At 65.7% G+C, this 18,766-nt stretch carries 12 protein-coding genes, 1 tRNA gene and 1 pseudogene; 10 read left to right on the forward strand and 4 right to left on the reverse strand.

Annotated features, from left to right (window positions below; genetic code table 11):
• Positions 1 to 52: 52 nt before the first annotated feature.
• The gene (locus HUX88_RS31820) at positions 53 to 559 is read right to left on the reverse strand and encodes an FxDxF family PEP-CTERM protein (RefSeq protein ID WP_199538831.1); all 507 of its coding nucleotides are present in this window, start codon (positions 557 to 559) and stop codon (positions 53 to 55) included.
• Positions 560 to 813: 254 nt separating this feature from the next.
• On the opposite strand from HUX88_RS31820, the gene HUX88_RS09685 reads away from it, so the two are divergent.
• Positions 814 to 903 (forward strand) — tRNA-Ser (locus HUX88_RS09685).
• A 264-nt stretch (positions 904 to 1,167) separates the two neighbouring features.
• Here the strand turns inward: HUX88_RS09685 and HUX88_RS09690 are convergent.
• On the reverse strand, positions 1,168 to 1,401 hold the full coding sequence (locus HUX88_RS09690) for a hypothetical protein (RefSeq protein WP_117015211.1): 234 nt from the start codon (positions 1,399 to 1,401) through the stop codon (positions 1,168 to 1,170).
• Between the two features lie 129 nt (positions 1,402 to 1,530).
• Here HUX88_RS09690 and HUX88_RS09695 point away from each other — a divergent pair, with 129 nt between their 5' ends.
• The 3 genes from HUX88_RS09695 (at position 1,531) to HUX88_RS09705 (ending at position 4,830) form a co-directional block, all read left to right on the forward strand.
• Positions 1,531 to 2,925 (forward strand): PLP-dependent aminotransferase family protein, encoded by a 1,395-nt coding sequence (locus HUX88_RS09695; protein WP_176361637.1) that lies wholly within the window; start codon positions 1,531 to 1,533, stop codon positions 2,923 to 2,925.
• Positions 2,926 to 3,029: 104 nt separating this feature from the next.
• Complete coding sequence (locus tag HUX88_RS09700) at positions 3,030 to 3,803, forward strand: ABC transporter substrate-binding protein (protein ID WP_229213421.1); 774 nt, start codon at positions 3,030 to 3,032, stop codon at positions 3,801 to 3,803.
• Positions 3,804 to 3,930: 127 nt separating this feature from the next.
• Positions 3,931 to 4,830, forward strand: coding sequence for a helix-turn-helix domain-containing protein (locus HUX88_RS09705; protein ID WP_117015209.1), 900 nt, complete (start codon positions 3,931 to 3,933; stop codon positions 4,828 to 4,830).
• Here HUX88_RS09705 and HUX88_RS09710 read toward each other — a convergent pair.
• Together HUX88_RS09710 and HUX88_RS09715 are read right to left on the reverse strand one after the other, a co-directional pair.
• Positions 4,827 to 6,134: pseudogene (locus HUX88_RS09710) on the reverse strand (MFS transporter). The gene HUX88_RS09705 and the pseudogene HUX88_RS09710 overlap by 4 nt on opposite strands.
• A gap of 50 nt (positions 6,135 to 6,184) precedes the next feature.
• Entirely contained in the window at positions 6,185 to 7,033 is an 849-nt protein-coding gene (locus HUX88_RS09715; RefSeq protein ID WP_158568976.1) for a TauD/TfdA family dioxygenase, read from the reverse strand.
• Between the two features lie 420 nt (positions 7,034 to 7,453).
• Between HUX88_RS09715 and HUX88_RS32950 the strand changes: the two genes are divergently transcribed.
• The 6 genes from HUX88_RS32950 to HUX88_RS09745 all read left to right on the forward strand — a co-directional run bounded on the left by HUX88_RS32950 (position 7,454) and on the right by HUX88_RS09745 (position 18,766).
• Complete coding sequence (locus HUX88_RS32950; RefSeq protein WP_117015207.1) at positions 7,454 to 9,091, forward strand: methyl-accepting chemotaxis protein; 1,638 nt, start codon at positions 7,454 to 7,456, stop codon at positions 9,089 to 9,091.
• Between the two features lie 154 nt (positions 9,092 to 9,245).
• Positions 9,246 to 11,912: a TonB-dependent siderophore receptor gene (locus HUX88_RS09725; protein WP_176361638.1), complete on the forward strand. Its 2,667-nt coding sequence runs from the start codon at positions 9,246 to 9,248 to the stop codon at positions 11,910 to 11,912.
• 48 nt (positions 11,913 to 11,960) lie between these two features.
• On the forward strand, positions 11,961 to 12,791 hold the full coding sequence (locus tag HUX88_RS09730) for a hypothetical protein (protein ID WP_176361639.1): 831 nt from the start codon (positions 11,961 to 11,963) through the stop codon (positions 12,789 to 12,791).
• A 71-nt stretch (positions 12,792 to 12,862) separates the two neighbouring features.
• Entirely contained in the window at positions 12,863 to 14,716 is a 1,854-nt protein-coding gene (secD, locus tag HUX88_RS09735) for a protein translocase subunit SecD (protein ID WP_176361640.1), read from the forward strand.
• Between the two features lie 45 nt (positions 14,717 to 14,761).
• Entirely contained in the window at positions 14,762 to 15,241 is a 480-nt protein-coding gene (locus HUX88_RS09740; protein WP_176361641.1) for a hypothetical protein, read from the forward strand.
• A gap of 69 nt (positions 15,242 to 15,310) precedes the next feature.
• Positions 15,311 to 18,766, forward strand: coding sequence for a DUF748 domain-containing protein (locus tag HUX88_RS09745; protein ID WP_229219274.1), 3,456 nt, complete (start codon positions 15,311 to 15,313; stop codon positions 18,764 to 18,766).

The following is an 18,766-nucleotide window of genomic DNA, read 5'->3' on the forward strand; positions in this document are numbered from 1 at the left end:
AGGTCTGTTTTTTTTATTGCTTAAGCCGGACGCGCGCGGCGTCGGCCCGGCATCATGCCTTGCGGCGGCGCGCCATGAAGCCAACCAGGCCCAGGCCGGCGATCAGCATCGCGTAGGTTTCCGGTTCCGGCACAGGCGTCACTTTCAACGACAGCGAACCGACGAAGCCCTGGGTGTTGACCAGCGGCGTGCCGGTCACGGTGATGTGGTGCACGGTGTTGCTCAGCGTCGGCAGTTGCAGCAGCCAGTAATCGAAGCCGCTGTCGCCGAAGGTGAGATTGGTGATCGGAGCGAAGCTATGGCCATCCAGGCTGACACCGGTCACGTCATAGCCGGCGCCGCCGGTGAAGTTGGCCGACACCTGGCCGACAAAATGGTTGGCGCTGGCGAAGTGGGTCAGGTCCAGATCGAAGACGTTGGTCGTGGCGTAGCCGGCGAAGGTGCCGGAATACGAATTCGTGATGGTCGGCGACGGGTTCAGCGTGATGACCGTGTTGGCCGAAGCCACTGCGGAGGAAACCAGCAGCGCCGCTGCCAGGATGGTGGATTTAAAGTTCATGGGTTCTCGTCGGTTGTTGGGTGGGTGTTCGCTGAGTTTCCGTAAGACATTGTTTCTTATGGAAAAATCTGTTTCACTTGGTTATTAATCCGTATAGTATCCAGACGAGCTCAATATTGCAACATGTTCTTCAAAATACAATTGTAATGTGGTTTTGTAACTTTTTTTGATATCGCACAATAGTGCTGTGATGTGGGAAACAGACTGGATAGCCCCCCAGTCGGAGGTGAAATCTGTATAATGCTGCACACTTAGGAAGCGTGGCCGAGTGGTTGAAGGCACTAGTCTTGAAAACTAGCGACGGGTTAAACTGTTCGTGAGTTCGAATCTCACCGCTTCCGCCAGGAAACAAAGAAAGCCGCCCTTGGGCGGCTTTTTTGTTTCCTGGCGGAGCGAGGGAGCGCCCGCGCGCTCCCGTGTGAGATTCGAAGGCATGGCCCTGCAGGGCCATCCCGCCCCGAATCGTCCGATTGCTGCCGCTGCGCGGCAGCTGCGCGCGCCGCGGGCGCGCGGCGTGCCTCTATATTTCTGAGTTCGCAGGCCAGCGGCCTAAAATTTTTCCCAGCAACAATTCCCAAACACAACAAACAGCCGATTGCTATCGGCCATCACGGCAAGCTCAAGTCCATGCCCAGCATCCTGACAAGGACGAAGGTGACGACTCCCAGGCTCAGCAGCGACAGCACGAAGACAGCGGCCACCTTGCCGCCCGCGCGCAGCAGCGCGCGCCTCTCCTCCAGCTTCCTTCCCTGATCGTAGTGCCACTTGATGGCGAAGAACATGCCCGTGCCCAGCACGAGCGCCTTGAACGTCACGAAGACAATCGGGATCCAATCCATCATTTTGAGTATTTCCTGGCTATTACTGACACTATCTATCGTCAGGAGCACTACCTCACTGCCATGCAGGATGGTATTGCCGCCCGTTCTGAAGCATACTACTTCAAAGCAATTTCCATACATCGAGACAAAATGTCCCAGTTGAAACCCATACAAGATTTACCCGGCTGGTTGCCGCGATTGGCCCCGCACGGCGGGCCGCGCTTTTTGCAGATCGCCGATGCGTTGCAGGCGGCGGTGGTGGACGGATTGCTGCAACCGGGCGACCGTCTGCCTCCGCAGCGCCACCTGGCGGCGCAGTTGGACGTCGACCTGACGACGATCACGCGCGCCTACGACGAAGCCAGGCGCCGCAACCTGCTGGAGGGCAGGGGCGCTCGCGGCACGTATGTCGCGGCGCCGAAAGTCGAATTGAGCTCGATCCTCGACCTGAGCATGAATACCCCGCCGCCACCGGAGGGCGTGGACTTCGACGACATGTTGAAACAAGGTCTGTCGCAAGTGCTGATGAGGGCGGACAACGAATTGCTGATGACCTACCACCTGGCCGGGGGCAGCGATGCCGACCGCAAGGCCGGCGCCCACTGGCTCGAACCGATGTTCGGACGCCTGGACACCCGCCAGGTGGTGGTCTGCCCGGGTGCGCAAGCGGCGATCGCCGCATTGATCCTCGCTTTGACGGAGCCTGGCGATGTCATCCTGGCGGAGCCTGTGAGTTATCCCGGCCTGCGTGCCGCGGCGGTCCAATTCGGCCGACAGCTCATCGCGGTGGAGGCGGACCGGCACGGGATGCTGCCCGAGATGCTGGAGCAAGCCTGCCGCCGGCACAAGCCCGGGCTGGTCTACCTCAATCCGACATTGCAGAACCCGACCGCCGTCACCATGCCGCAGCGCCGCCGCGAGGAGCTCGCCGGCGTCGCCAAGCGCCGCCGGGTACGCATCGTCGAGGACGATCCCTACTGGCTCCTCGCCGAAGCCGCGCCGCCGCCCGTCGCCACGTTCGCCCCGGAGCAGGCGTACTACATCTCGACGCTGTCGAAATGCCTGACGCCCGGCTTGCGCGTGGCCTTCGTGCTGATACGCGATCCGCACGAACGCGAACGCTTCCTGGCCGCGCTCAGATCATTCGCGCTGATGGTCGCACCCCTGACCGCCGCGCTGGCCACCCAGTGGATACTCGACGGTTCGGCCGGCCGGTTGATGGAAGGCGTACGCAACGAGGCGCGCCTGCGCCAACGGATGGCCCGGGATACCCTGGCGGGGCGGTACGGCGGCGCCGGAGACGGCCTGCATGTATGGATCGAGTTGCCGGCGTATTGGCATTCCTCGCAGCTTGCGCGCGCGGCCGACAGCGAGGGCCTCGCTGTCACGCCGGCGGAGGCATTCGCAACCGGCGACGGATCCGTGCATGCCATACGGATCTCCCTGGGCGGCATCAAGGACCGTGGACGCTTGCGGGCGGGGCTTCAACGGCTGTCCGATCTGCTGGCGCGGCGGCCCGAGGCGTTCAGCGCGGCTGTGGTTTAATCGTCCGGGCGACGCCACGCCGCATCGGAAGAGGGCGAATAAAATTTGAGGAAACCGTGGGGAACTCGTTAAGATAGCAACATGCGATTCTGGAGATGGCGGGTATGTGGTGGTTGAGAAAATGTGCGTCGCCCCTGTTGCGAGGCGCCGTGATGCTGGGCCTGGCCTGTCCCGGGCTGGCGATGTCCACTGAAGTGAGCATGGCGTTTGGCGAGAAGATTCCGCCTTTCTGTTTTCCCGAAACCGATTCCGGCATCGAACTGGAGATCCTGCGCGAGGCGCTGGCGTTCCGCGGCCACACGCTCAAGCCGAAATACTATCCCTTCGCCCGCATCCCCACGGCGTTCAGGATGGGCAGCGTCGACGCCGCCATGACCGACCTCGGCGAAGACATGGGCAAGGCCGGCGCCTTCTACGGCGATCCCGCAGTCTTTTATGACAACGTTTTCATCACACTGGCGTCCCGGCATATCTCGATCAGGACGCCAGCGGACCTGCGCGGCCTGACCGTCATCGCCTTTGTCGGCGCCCTGAAGCGCTACCCCGCGTGGCTGAACCAGGTGAAGAAGGAGGGGCGCTACTTCGAGCAGAACAATCAATCGCTGCAAGTGATGACGCTCGATGCCGGCCACTACGACGTCGCGCTCAGCGACAAGAACATCTACAAGTACTTCAGCCTGCTGCTCAAGGGGAGCAAGAACTTCCATGACAAGCCTATCGCGATGCACAACTTCGTGAAGATGAATCCGATGGATTACCGTCCGGTGTTCCGGGACCAGGGCGTGCGCGACGACTTCAACGCCGGACTGAAGCAGCTCAAGAGTTCGGGCCGCTTCAACGCGATCTATAAAAAATACCTGGGCGACCAGCGCGACTGAGCTACACCGCGCTCGGAAGGTGGTCGACCAGATGGCGTCGTGGATGCGCCACCCCGTCAATTGATCATTTGACATGGCGGAACCCGCGCTTGATAATCGGCCTTCCGCCATATGCCGGGACGAGCCCATGGGTACCGCGATAGACAATACCGAAGTGTTGAAAGACTGGTTCCTGCGCAGCGGTGTCCACACGCCGCTGCACACCTGCATCGGTCCCTTGCCGAGCTCCAGGGCCTCGATCGTGCGCTGGACCAGCAACCAGCCGGACGCGATGATCCAGACCATCAGCTCGCATCCCAACGACTACCGCATCGCCATCATGCTGGAGCCGGTCGACGCCCGCATCTGGCTGCACGGCCAGCCGGTGTGGGGCGGGGTGATCGCGGCCGAGCGCTTCCGCATCTGCCCGCCCAGCGGCGCCAGCCAGTGGAGCCGGCTGAGCAGCTGCGACATCGTCAACCTGTTCGTGCCGGCCGCGCTGATCGACAGCCTGAACGGGCTGCGCGAAACGCCGCTGAGCCTGGGCGCCCAGCAGTTCACCTCGGACCGCCACGTGATGGAGCTGGTGCGCCGCATGCTCAACGGCGACGCCATGGCCGGGCCGTTGCAGTCGCAGTATTGCGACGGCCTGATGGTGGCGCTGCTGAGCTATCTGCTGGAGCACTACAGCAGGCCGGCGGCGGCGCCGCAGTCGAGCACGCTGGGCGGCGGACGCCTGCGGCGCGTGCTGACCCACATGGGCGCCAACCTGGCCACCGGCGTCAGCAACCGCGACCTGGCGGCGCTGTGCGGCATGAGCGAGGCGCACTTCTCGCGCGAGTTCCACCTGGCGCTGGGCCTGCCGCCGCACCGCTACCTGATGAAGATGCGGCTGGAGCAGGCGCGCACCATGCTGCTGGCCGGCGGCCGGGCGATGGCCGACATCGCCGAGGCCTGCGGCTTCCACGACGCCAGCCATTTGTCGCGCACCTTCAGCCGCCACTTCGGCACGCCGCCAGCCAAATTCCGCCAGCAGCGCGGCAATTAATTCCTCAGCAGCTGGCGCGAAAAACTCACCATCGCGCCCACCGCCGCGAAGCCGGCCGCCACCATCAGCGCGTACACCGTGCCGCGCGTATCGGACAGCGTGAAGCAGTAGGCCACCAGCGCCGCGCCGGTGGCCTGGCCGCTCAGGCGGGCGGTGGCGACGATGCCGCTGGCGCTGCCCGCCCGCGCGCGCGGCGCGCTGCCCATGATGGCCTTCATGTTGGGCGCCTGGAAGAAGCCGAAGCCCACGCCGCACAAGGCCATGCGCCAGCCGATGTCGAGCGCCGAGGCGTCGGCCGGCAACGCGACCAGCAACAGCATGCCTCCACATAAAACCGCCAGGCCGATGCCGCCCAGCGTGCCGGCCGGGTAGCGGTCGCTCATCCAGCCGCCCAGCGGCCCCATCACGGCGACCAGCGCCGGCCACGGCGTGATCAGGAAACCGGTGTCGATCGGCGAGCGGCCCAGCGTGCGCTCGAAGAAGAAGGGCAGCGACGAAGGCCAGGCTCTGCACGGCGAAGGTGCAGAACGCCGTCAGCGCCGACAGCGCGAACATCGGTTTGCGGAACAAATCCACCGGCAGCGGCGGCGCCGCGTGGCGCGCTGGCGGCGCAGCGGCAGCGCCCAGCACAGCACGGCTCCGGCGATCTCGGCCAGCGGCAGGCGCTGCGGCGCGGCGCCATGCGCGGCGTCGCCCAGCGCCAGGATCGCCAGGCCGAAGGCGCCGACGTTGTACAGCGCGGCCAGCGCGTCGAGCCGGTGCGCGGCGCGCGCGGTCTGCGGCAGCGCCTGGGAGGCCGCGCCCAGCGCCAACAAACCCAGCGGGACATTGATCGCGAACAGCCACAGCCACGACGCCAGCGACAGGATCAGCGAGGCCACGGTCGGCCCCACCGCGAACGCCACCGCCACCACCAGCGCGTTGGTGCCGAAGCCCTGGCCCTGGCGCTCGGACGGGTAGATGGCGCGGATCAGCGCGGTGCTGACGGCCATCATCGCGCTCGCGCCCAGGCCCTGCAGCAGCCGCGCCGCCACCAGCGCCGGCAGCGACCACGCCAGCGCGCAGCCCAGCGAGGCCAGCGTGAACAGCACCAGTCCGCTTAGGGCGACGCGGCGGTAGCCGGCGATCTCGCCCAGCGCGGCGAACGGCAGCAGTGTGGCCACCATCGCCAGCTGGTAGGCGTTGACGATCCACACCGACGCGGCCGGCGTGGCGTGCAGCTGCGCGGCCATCGACGGCAGCGCGGTGTTGGCGATCGCCGTGTCCAGCGAGGCCAGCGCCACGCCGGTCATCAGCGACAGCATGGCCCAGGTGCGCTCGGCCGGCGGCAGGCCCGCCTCGGCGGCGGCCGCGCTCAATCGCGCACCACGCCGGAAGGACCGATGCGCTCGGCGTTCGGCACGTCCGACATGCGGATGCGGATCAGGTGGCGGCGCTCGTCGGTGTAGGTGGTGCGGCCGTGCAGCACGCGGTGGTTGTCGGCCCACAGCAGGGTGTCGGTGGGCAGCTGCTGCTTGAAGCGCGGCGCGCCGTGCTCGGCCACCTCGTTCAGCAGCGCCAGCGCGTCGACCAGCGCCGGCGTGCTGAGGTCGGGCCGCACCGCCAGGCCTTTCTGGATCGCGTCGTAGCGCCAGCGCAGCGTGAAGCGGTCGCCGTCGCGGCGCGGCGGGCCGAACACCGGCGCCACGAAATGCTCGACGGCGGCGTCGCCGGCCGCGTACACGGCCGGCACGCGGAACGGCACCGGCGTTTCGCTCAGCAGGTCGAAGGCGGCGCGGCCGGCCGCCGTCTGCTGCAGCGTCTGGTAGATGGCCTCGCCGTCGATCAGCAGCGAGTGGCCGCCCTGGCAGTCGGCCGCCTGCACCACGTACAGGATGAACTGTTCCTCCGGCATCGGATAGAACGAGGAGTCGGTGTGCATGTCGGCGCTGCCGACGCGCTCGGAAAAGGTGGTGAAGCGGGCGGCGCTGTGGGCCTCGGGGCGCGACTTGACGTCCCACGCCACGCGGCCGGTGCGCTGGTCGGTGGAGGTGGGGAAGCCCAGCATCAGCGTCAGCGCGTACAGGGCGGCGTTGCGGCGGTCCTCGCTCAGGCCTTGCAGGCCGAGGCCGCCCAGCACCACGCCGTTCGTGCCCTGTCCGCGCAGTTGACGGGTCAGCCGGCGCAGCGCGCCCACCTCGCTCAATTCGGCCCGCAGCGACACCTCTTCCGGGTGGGCATAAAACCCGTTTTCATTAAATCCATTGAAGCGGCGGCTTAATATTTCATAGATGATATTTAAATCACTTCCCCAGACGACATCCGCCGATGTAATAGCGACATTATTAATTGCATTGAATGAACTGGACATAAGAATTCCTTTTTGATTAAATCGAATGTTGCTTTGAAGAAGTTCGGATATTCTAAAGCCATGCTATTCCGTTTACTGTTGTTTTTAATGTGCCATGGAAACTATTATTCCTTCCGTTGATATTAATAAATGCTTTGAAAACAATATGTTGCGAATAGTCTACAAGGCCGAAATACCCGGCGCTTGGCCGATTCCGCTTGCGCTATGATGAATGCCGTCTCCTTCCGCAAAGCGGCCAGTTACTATCAAATTAAACGTTGAAGGACTAGCATAATGAAATGGTTTAATTCGCTGCGTCTAGGACAAAAGCTGGGGTTGGCATTCTCCGCTGTATTAGCGCTGACGGTGTTGGTGGGGGTTTTGTCCGTCTGGGAGCTGGCTCAGGTTAATAACACGTCCAAGCGGTTTTCCGCCCGCTGGATGCCCAGCATCCGGGTGATCGAGGACATCAAGTCGCAGATCGCGCGCATCCGCACCCGCGAGCTGCAATACATCATCTCGTCCAGCCTGACTGACATGGACAAATACGACCAGGTGATCGCCAAGGACCTGGTCGACCTGAAGAAAATGCAGGACGAGTTCGTGGTGCTGGCCAGCTCCGCCGAGGAGCGGGCCATGTACGGCAAGTTCGTCGACATGTGGGCGCGCTACATGGAGGAGGACGGCAAGATCCGCGCCGCCGCCCGCGCCAACAACGACGACCAGGCGCGCGCGCTGATCCGCGGCGAGTCGAACAAGCTGATCGTCGCCCTGCGCGGCCAGGTCGACCAGCTGGTCGACTACTACACCGACGGCGGCAAGCTGGAGGCGGTCGAGGGCGACCGCCGCTACAACTCGTCGCGGTTGTGGATACTGGGGCTGGTGGTCGGCAGCGTGGCCTTCGGCGCGACCGGCGGCTTGCTGATCACGCGCTGGATCACGCGCAGCCTGGGCGGCGAACCGGACTACGCGACCGACATCGTCAGCCAGATCGCCGCCGGCGACCTGGGCGTGACGGTCGAGACCCGTTCGGGCGACACCACCAGCCTGCTGTACGGCATGCGCACCATGCGCGACAACCTGGAGAAGATCGTCGGCGAGGTGCGCGGCGCCACCGGCGTGATCACCCACGCGTCGGGCGAGATCGCCGCCGGCAACCTGGACCTGTCCTCGCGCACCGAACAGCAGGCCAGCTCGCTGGAGGAGACCGCCGCCTCGATGGAGGAGCTGACCTCGACCGTGCGCCACAACGCCGACAACTCGGCCCAGGCCAACCAGCTGGCCAGTTCGGCGGCCAGCGTGGCGCAGAAGGGCAGCGCGGTGGTGGCGCAGGTGGTCGACACCATGGGCGCGATCAACACCTCGTCGCGCAAGATCGCCGACATCATCGCCGTCATCGATGGCATCGCCTTCCAGACCAACATCCTGGCGCTGAACGCGGCGGTGGAGGCGGCCCGCGCCGGCGAGCAGGGCAGGGGCTTCGCGGTGGTGGCGACCGAGGTGCGCAACCTGGCCCAGCGCTCGGCGGCGTCGGCCAAGGAGATCAAGGATTTGATCGGCGAATCGGTCGGGCAGGTGGAGAACGGCAGCAAGCTGGTGGCCGAGGCCGGCGCGACGATGAACGAGGTGCTGGAAAGCGTGCAGAGCATGGCCGGCGTGATGGCCGAGATCAGCCACGCCAGCCGCGAGCAGAGCGCCGGCATCGAGCAGGTCAACCAGGCGATTTCGCAGATGGATACCGTGACCCAGCAGAACGCCGAGCTGGTCCAGCAGGCGGCGTCGGCCGCGCAGGGTTTGCAGGATCAGGCCGCCACGCTGTCGCAGCTGGTGAGCGTGTTCCGCCTCAAGGATGGCGGGCGCGGCGCGGCGCCGGCGGCGCGGCCGGCGCGCGCCAAGCAGTGGCCGGCCCTGAGCGGCGCGGTGCGCAGCTAGCGCCGGCGTGGTCAGCGCCCCACAGTTTGCACTGCGGCATGGGAATGCCAGCAGCTTAGTACAAAAACAGCAGTCCTGTCCGTGACCTGAGCACGGCGACAAAACACACTCCGTGTCAGTTGAAGTCCTTTCATCAAACTGTCACGGAGTGTTCATGTTGCAAATTCGTCCCATCGTTCGTGCCGTCGCCCTGCTGTGCGCCGGCGCCGCCCCCCTGACCGCCGCCGCCCAGGTCAGCGCCGACGCGCCGCCGCGCGTGGAAATCACCGGCTCGCGCATCAAGCGCGTCGATGCGGAAACCGCGTCGGCGGTGCAGGTTATCACAGCCGAGCAGATCGCCCGCTCCGGCGCGGCCACCGTCAGCGACGTGCTGCGCGACCTGCCGGCCGGGAACACCGGCGCCTACACGTCGGAGGGCACGCCGGGCCAGGCCTTCGGCTCGGCCGGCATCTCGCTGCGCGGCCTGGGCGCGGGCTCCACGCTGACGCTGATCAACGGCCGCCGCGTGGCGCCGTTCGGCTTCGGCTCGGCCTCGTTCGTCGACACCAACTCGATCCCGGTCGACGCCGTCGAGCGCATCGAGGTGCTGCTGGACGGCGCCTCGGCGATCTACGGCGCCGACGCCATCGGCGGCGTCATCAACATCATCCTGCGCAAGAACTACGAGGGACTGGCGCTGAAGGTCTCGGGAGGCACCTCGGCCTACCACGACGGCAACACCGGCGACATCGGCCTGACCTACGGCAAGGGCACGCTGGCGCAGGACGGCTACAACTGGCTGCTGAGCCTGTCCCACCGCGACACCAGCCCGGTGCTGGTCAACGCCCGTCCGCGTACCAGGGATTCCGACTTCCGCCGCTACGGCCTGGCCGACCGCCGCTCCTCGTTCTCCAGCAACGCCTACACCGCGTCCGGCACCACCGGCGGCAGCTTCCTCGGCATCATCGGCGACTGCCCGGCGCTGGTGGACGCCGGCTCGCCGCTGAACGGCCGCTGCGTCAACGACAACACCAGCGCCGTCACGCTGCAATCGAAGAGCCAGCGCGACAACGTCTACAGCGCGCTGACCTACGACCTGGGCCGTGGCTGGGAAATGTTCGGCGACGCCGCGCTCAGCCGCAGCCGCCAGGCGTCCAGCATGTACAGCTACGCCACCAATTCCTACGGCGCCTACACCAACGACCTGGTCGACAAGTACGGCCTGTACGGCAACGCGCCGGGCACCACCATCAGCTACCTGCTGCTGCCGGCCAGCCATCCGCAGAACAAGTGGGGCAAGACGGTGGGCGTGCGCTATGTGTTCAACGACGTGCCGACCACCATCGCCAGCGAGAGCCGCAATATGCGCGGCACGCTGGGCGCGCGCGGCACGCTGGGCAAGTGGGACGTGGAGGCGGCGGCCATGTTCTCGCGCTCGCTGACCGACACGCGCTACCACGGCTACATCCAGGACAAGGTGCTGATCAACGACGTGCTCGACGCGGACGGCCTGGTGCGCAACAGCTTCCTGCTGCACAACCCGGGCGGCAACGATGCGGGGCTGATGGCGCGACTGTATCCCGAGCTGAACAACCACGCCGACACCAGCACCAGCAGCGTCGACGTGCACGGCAATCGCGAGCTGTTCACGTTGCCCGGCGGGCCGCTGTCGATCGCGGTCGGCGCCGAGTACCGCCACGAGAAATTCGACGCCATGCCGGACCAGCTGTTCACCGACGGCTCGATCCAGTTGATCGGCATGACCGGCGCCAACGGCTCGCGCAGCGTGACGGCCGCGTATGGCGAATTGTCGGCGCCGGTGCTCAAGACGGTCGAGCTGAGCCTGGCCGCGCGGTCCGACCGCTACAGCGACTTCGGCTCGGCCTTCACGCCCAAGGCCGGCATCAAATGGAGCCCGTTGCCGCAGCTGGCCTTGCGCAGCACCTATGCCGAGGGCTTCCGCGCACCGTCGCTGCCGGAGCTGCACGCAGGGAACACCAACGGCTACACCAAGGTGCTCGATCCCAAGCGCTGCCCGGTGTTCACCGCCGGTAACGACGACTGCGAGCGCTATGTGGCCTTCACCACCGGCGCCAATCCCGACATCAAGGCCGAGAAGTCCAAGAGCCTGACGGTGGGCTTCGTGGCCGAACCGGTGCCGGGCTGGTCGCTGTCGGTCGACGCGTACCACATCAAGCGGCGCGACGAATTGTCCACCATCAGCGCCAGCTACCTGCTGGAGAACGAGGCGAAGTTCGCCGACCGCATCGTGCGCAACCCGGTCAGCGGCAAGCTCGACCACCTGAGCCTGATCACCGCCAACCTGTCGTCGACGCAGACGCGCGGCGTGGACGTGGACGCGCGCGGCAGCTTCAGCGTGGGCGAGTGGGGCCGCGTGTCGCTGAGCGCCAGCTACAACCGCATGAACAGCTACCTGAGCACCGACGTGCCCGGCAACGATCCGGTCGACTACGTCGGCTACTACCTGCAGCCGAAGAACCGCGGCCGCGCCGGCGTGGCGTGGGATCGCGGCCCGTGGGATGCGAGCGTCAACTGGAGCTACGTGGGCGGCTACTCGGTCAAGAGCACGCCGGACACGGCCTGCTCGTTCCAGGCGGCGAACCCGCAGCTGTGCGACGTCCACTCGTGGCTGACGGCCAGCGCCTACATCGGCTACAAGGGCTTCCGCAACCTGGAGCTGTCGCTGTCGGTGCAGAACCTGGCCAACAAGGAAGCGCCGATGGACGCCAGCCAGCTGGCCTACCTGCAGGGCTACGGCACTTCCTACCATAGCCAGCTCGGCCGCTACGTGCAGCTGACCGCCAGCTACAAGTTCAAGTAATCAACCCAGGCGCCGGCCCAATGCCGGCGCCGCTTTGTGAGTTTTTCCATGTACAGAATTCTTCTTGCGCTGAGTGCGCTGCTGCTGTCGGCCTGCGGCACCGTCGCGCCCATCGATCACAACAACGATGCCTTGCGCGTCGAATGCCATTGGGACCTGCACTACCCGAGCGTGGCCCCGGCCGACGCCACGCTGGCGCAGCTGCGCGAGACGGCCACGCGCCGCCTGGCCGCGCTGAACCTGAACGCGCAGTGGGAGCTGAACAGCGAAGGCGCGAGCGCCGAAGCCTTCACCGACAGCGAGCCGGACCGCCAGCGCCTGCATCGCCTGCTGAGCGTGGTGCTGCCGGGGCTGGAGCGTTATCCGTCCTCGTTCTTCGCCAACGTCCGCTTGCACAACATCGTGCTGGTGAAGGAGCTGGCGGTGGGCGGCCAGCGCCGGCTGGCGATGCCGATGGCCGAGGTCGACAGCGTGGCCTACGCCGACAACAGCGCCAGGCTATGCCCGGCCGGCATGGAGATGCGCGTGCATCACGAGTTCTACCACTTCATCGACTACCGCGAGCACAACGACTACTACCACGCCGATCCCGCGTGGCTGGCGCTCAATCCGGCCGAGCTCACCTACGGCAAGGGCGGCGCCACCTTCTACGGCAAGAACCTGCAGGACGTCGGGCACGCCAAGCCGGGCGTGGTCAGCCTGTATTCCAGCTACGGCCAGGAGGAGGACAAGGCCGAGACCTTCGGCTGGATGATGACGCCGGACTACGCCGCGCGGCTGGACCTGTACGCGATGCAGGACGTCAATCTGGCCGCCAAGCTGCGCCACATGCGCGAACAGTTCCGCAAATACAGCCAGGCGGGAGGGCGTGAAAAATAATTAATTGTCGGGCTTGCAATCGATGCAGGCAGCCGCAGCTTAGGTCGGTCTTTTCTTAAAAAGCGATTAAGATGAACCGTTACCCGCTGTGGAAGTACATCGTGATTGTGATCACGGTGTTGTTGGGCGCACTCTACACCGCGCCCAATTATTTTGGACAATCGCCGGCGCTGCAGATCAGCAGCGACAAGGCCAGCGTGCGCGTGGGCGCGGAGCTGGTTGGCAAGGTCGAGGCGGTGCTCAGGCAGGCGCAGGTGCCGTTCAGCGCCGTGGCCTTCGACAGCGCCCACGCCTCGGTGCGCGCGCGCTTCGCCGATCCCGATACGCAGTTCCGCGCCAAGTCGGTGCTGGAGAAGGGCTTGAACGCCGATACCGCCGATCCGAATTACCTGGTCGCCCTGAACCTGCTGTCCGACACGCCGCAGTGGATGCAGAAGCTGCACGCGCTGCCGATGTACCTGGGCCTGGACCTGCGCGGCGGCGTCCACTTCCTGATGCAGGTCGACACCAAGGCCGTGCTGGACAAGAAGCTGCAGGGCGTGCAGTCCTCGCTGCGCAGCGTGTTGCGCGACAAGTCGGTGTTCCATGGCGGGATCGCGCGCGTCGGCGAGACGATAGAGATCAGCTTCCGCGACGAGGCCACGCGCCAGAAGGCCCATGACCTGATCGCCGGCCAGGGCCCCGAGCTGCTGCTGGCCGATGTGGCCGACGGTGCGCAGTTGAAGACCGTCGTGCGGCTCAAGCCAGAGGCGCTGCAGCAGACCATCAACGAAGGCGTGGCGCAGAATATCGCGACCCTGTCCAAGCGGGTGAACCAGCTGGGCGTGGCCGAGCCCATCATCCAGCAGCAGGGCCCGGACCGCATCGTGGTGCAGCTGCCCGGCGAACAGGACGTGGCGCGCGCCCGCGCCGTGATCGGCCGTACGGCCACGCTGGAAGTGCACATGGTGGACGAGACGATCACGCGCGGCACCGAGATGGGCGCGGAGATTCCGCTCAACTCGCAGCTATACACCATGGGCAGGGATGCGCCGGCCGTGCTGTACAAGGAGGTCGTGCTGACCGGCGACTACATCACCAGCGCCACCGCGGGCCACGACGAGAACAACCAGCCGGCCGTGTTCATCGACCTCAACACGGCGGGCGGACGCAAGATGTCGGCCGCCACCAGCGACCGCGTCGGCAAGCACATGGCCATCGTGCTGATCGAGAAGACCGGCAAGCCGGAGGTGATCTCGGTGGCCACGCTGACCAGCGAGCTCAACGCACACTTCCGCACCACCGGCGTCGGCACCGCGCAGAACGCGTCCGACCTGGCGCTGATGCTGCGTTCGGGCGCGCTGTCGGCGCCGATGGAGATCATCGAGGAACGCACCATCGGGCCGCAGCTGGGCGCGGAGAATGTGGCCAAGGGCCTGCACTCGACCATCTATGGTTTCGCCGCGATTGCCGTGTTCATGATCGGCTACTACATGCTGTTCGGCTTCTTCAGCGTGCTGGCGCTGGCCTGCAACCTGTTGCTGCTGCTGGCCTTGCTGTCGTTGATGCAGGCCACGCTGACCCTGCCGGGCATCGCCGCGATCGCGCTGGCGCTAGGCATGGCGATCGACGCCAACGTGCTGATCAACGAGCGCATCCGCGAGGAGCTGCGCGGCGGGGCCACGCCGCAGAAGGCCATCGCCACCGGCTTCGACCGCGCCTGGGCCACCATCCTCGATTCCAATGTGACCACCCTGATCGTCGGCGTGGCGTTGTGGGTGTTCGGCTCCGGCGCGATACGCGGCTTCGCGGTGGTGCATTGCCTGGGCATCCTGACGTCGATGTTCTCGGCGGTGTTCGTCTCGCGCGGCGTGGTCAACCTGTGGTACGGACGGCGCAAGAAGCTGGCGTCGCTGTCCATCGGCACGGTCTGGCGCGGCAAGTAGCGTGTGAGCGATAATGGCTGTTCTCAACCTCATCAAGGAGATCACATGAAACAGCTATTGCTTGCTTGCGCGTTGCTAGGTGCGGTTGCCGCCCACGCCGATGAAGCCGCCTCGTGCTCGGCGTCCGCCGGCAGTTATCGCACCGGTGTGGTGGTGAAGGGGCCGAAGTTTTCCCACGGCCAGTTCCGCAAGGGAGTGGAGTTGTCGCACACGCACCTGAAGATGAAGTCGGACCAGGATGGCAAGGTCTACGATGTGGCTATCGATAATGTATTCGCCAGCGGTTTCAAGCCGAACCAGAAGACCGTGCCGGCCTCGCTGAGCGGCATCCGCGTGAACGACCGGGTGGAAGCCTGCGGCCAGCTGTACACGGACGGCGGCGTCGGCATCCACTGGGTGCACACCAACTGCGGCAAGAAGCCGACGCAGGCCAAGCCGGATGGCTGGCTGAAGGTGATCTCGGCCGATGGCCAGCCGGGCCAGAATATCGAGGACAACCAGCAGTACTGTTCGGTGTTCAACTAAGCCCGGTATTGCCATGCTTGCTATACTGTTGCCTGTGAGAGAAATTTTCAGGGGAATAGTTTGCAGGCTTTGAACAAACGATGGAAGCGATGGGGCGTGGGCGTGGCCGGCGCGGTGGGCGTGTACGCGCTGGCGGGTGGCTGGCTGTTGCCTTATGCGATCAAGAGCCAGCTTCCAAAGTTTGTCGAGACCGAGCTGGAACGCAAGGCCAGCATCGGTGAGGTCAGCTTCAATCCCTTCACGTTGCGGCTGGCCGTGCAGCAATTCCAGCTGACCGAGGCCAACGGCGCGCCCTTGTTCGGCGTTGGTGCGCTGGAGGTGGAGATGCAGTGGCGCTCGCTGCTGCGCCGCGCCTGGAGTTTCGCCGATATCCGCATCGTTGCGCCGACGGTGCAGCTGGCCATCGCGCCGGATGGCAAGTTCAATATCGCCGAGTTCGTCGAGACGCTCAACAAGCGCAAGCACGACGACAGCGACAGCGGCATGCCGCGCCTGATCATCGAGCATTTCGCGCTGGAGCAGGGCAAGGTCGATATGCATGACCGTCATGCCGGCTACAACGATACCTTTGCGCCTATCGCGTTCACACTGAACAATCTGAGCACGCTGCCCGATGAGAACGGCGACTACGCGCTGAGCGCGGACGCAGGCCTGGGCGGCAAGCTGCGCTGGAAGGGCACGAACGCGCTCAATCCGATCGGCGGCAGCGGCGTGTTGACGCTCGATGCCGTGGCGCTGCCGGGGATGTCGACGTATCTGAAGTCGTTTGCGCGGGTGGCGGTGGTGGATGGGCGCTTGTCGGCCAAGTTGCCGTACAAGTTCGCGTACAAGGATGGGCAGCTGGAGGCCAATCTGTCCGGCGCCGGCCTGGCGTTGAACGATCTGGTGGTCAAGCGCGATGGCGCGGCCGAGGCGTTCGTCAAGTTGAAGCAGTTCGATGTCAGCGATGTGGGCGTGGATCTGCTCAAGCGCACCGTGACGGTCGGCGGCCTGCATGTCAATGGCGGCACGCTGGCGGTGCGCCGCGATGCCAAGGGCGAGCTGGATGTGGCGAACCTGATGGTGCCTGCCGCGCCTGCGAAGCCCGCGCCTGCCACAGTGGCCGGGCCCGCACCGGCGGCTGCGGCCAAGTCAGCGTCTGTGGCAGCGGCCGCGGCCAAGCCCGCGCCTGCGGGTAACTGGAAAGTCCAGCTCAAGCAGCTCGCGCTGGACGATATCGCCGTGGCGGCGGTGGATGAAACTGTCAGCCCTGCGCTGAAATTCAACGCGGACAAATTGAAGCTGAACCTGCAAATGCAGGCCGAGCCTACCGCCGAAGGCCTCAAGCTGAACATCGCCGATGCAGCTTTCTCGGTCGACAACCTGGCGCTGAGCAGCGGCGCGATGACGCCGCTTAAGCTGGCGCAACTGGGCTTCGAAGGCGGCGAGATCGACTTGGCCGCGCACCGCGCCAGCCTTGGCCGTCTGCACTTCGATGGCGGCCAGCTGGACCTGTCGCGCGACAGCAAGGGCCGATTCCGGTTCCTGGACACCTTCCCGAAAGCGGGCAGCGGCGCGCAGCCGCCGGCCAAGGATGCGCCGGCTTCAGCGCCATGGACCGCCAACATCAAGACCGTCGAGTTCAACAAATTCGGCGCGCGCTACGATGACGCGAGCAGCGGCATCAAGGGCAATCTGCAAGACTTCAACCTCAAGCTGACCGACGCCAGCACCGACCTGAAGAAGCCGCTGGCGTTCGATGGTGCGGTCGCGCTGCGCGAGGGCGGGCAGTTGACGGCCAAGGGCAAGGTGGTGCCGTCCACCGGCGCGGTCGATACCGACCTCAAGCTGACCAAGCTGGCGATCGCGCCGGTGCAGCCGCTGCTGTCCAAGTACGTCAAGCTGAAGATCGCCGACGGCAGCATTTCGGGCCAAGGCCGCTTGCACACCGGCGCCGGCGGCAAGGCCGACCCCGGCCTGCGCTACGATGGTTCGCTGGAAGTCGCCGAGCTCGCGCTCAACGAGGAAGACAACGACCGCTTCGCGCACTGGAGATCGGTGCGCGCCGACAAGCTGGCCTTCGGTCTGTCGCCGGATCTGCTGGATGTGGCCGAGCTGCGCGTCATCGAGCCGGACGCCACCCTCATCATCGAGAACGACCGCAGCTTCAACGCCCAGCGCCTGCTGGTGACGCAGCCGGCGCCCGCCGCCAAGCCTGCCCCGGCCGCGCCGGCCGCCGAGCCGTTCCCGGTGAAGGTGCGCCGCGTGCGCTTCGAGAATGCCAAGCTGGCCTTCACCGACCTGAGCTTGCGGCCGCAGTTCGGCGCCAAGATTTATGAGCTGGGTGGCGTGATCACCGGCCTGTCGTCCAAGCGCGACGCCAGCAGCCAGATCGAACTGGACGGCCGCGTCGACGACTACGGCCTGGCGCGCATACGCGGCAAGCTCAACCCCTTCGTCCCGGCCGACAACACCGACATCAACGTGGTGTTCAAGAACGTCGACATGGTGTCGGCCTCGCCGTACAGCATGAAGTTCGCCGGCTACAAGATCGCGCAGGGCAAGATCTCGCTGGACCTGGAGTACAAGGTCGCCAAGGGCCAGTTGGAAGGCAACAACCACATCGTGCTCGACAACCTGACCCTGGGCGAACGCATCGACAGCCCGGACGCGCTCAAGCTGCCGCTGGAACTGGCGCTGGCCATCCTGAAGGACAGCGACGGCCGCATCGACCTCGGCGTGCCGGTCTCGGGCAACATGAACGATCCGCAGTTCAGCTACGGCTCGGTGGTGTGGAAGGCGATCGGCAACATCATGAGCAAGATCGTCACCTCGCCGTTCCGCGCGTTGGGCAGCCTGTTCGGCATCAGCGGCGACAAGCTGGAGTCCATCGACTTCGATCCGGGCAGCGACACGGTGCTGCCGCCGGAGCGCGAGAAGCTCAAGCAGGTGGCGCAGATCCTGGCGAAGAAGGCGCAGCTGAAGTTGTCGGTGCCGGGCCAGTACAGCGAACAGGCCGACGGCGCGGCCCTGCGCGCGCAAGCCTTGCGCCGCGTGGTGCTGGCGCGCGCCGACATCAAGCTGGCGGCGGGCGAACAGCCGGGACCGCTGGACATGGGCCAGCGCAAGGTGCGCGGCGCGGTGCGCGACCTGTACGCCGAGCGCTTCGGCGCGGCCGAGCTGGACAAGCAGAAGAAGGCCGCCGAAGCCGCCGCCGGTCCTGCCGCCGGCACCGATGCGGCCGCTGCCGATGCGGCGCAAAAGAAACTGCCGATGCTGCAGCGCCTGGGCAAGCTGGTGCAGGGCGAGCCGCAAGTGGCGGACGCGACGGCCTTCTACGCCAAGCTGCAGGAACGCCTGGAGCAGAAGCAGCCGCTGCCGGCGGACGCTTTGCAGCAGTTGGGCGCGAAGCGTTCGGCTGCGATCCTGGCCGCGCTGAAGGGCGAGGGCGTCGATGCCGCCGCCGCGCTGGGCACCGGGCCGGAACCGGTGGAGGGCGGCGCGGGCAAGCCGGTCGCGCTGAAGCTTGGCCTGTCGGCAAAATAG

The organism is Duganella sp. BJB1802 (assembly GCF_013369445.1).
In the GTDB taxonomy this organism is placed as follows: domain Bacteria; phylum Pseudomonadota; class Gammaproteobacteria; order Burkholderiales; family Burkholderiaceae_D; genus Rugamonas; species Rugamonas vulcania_A.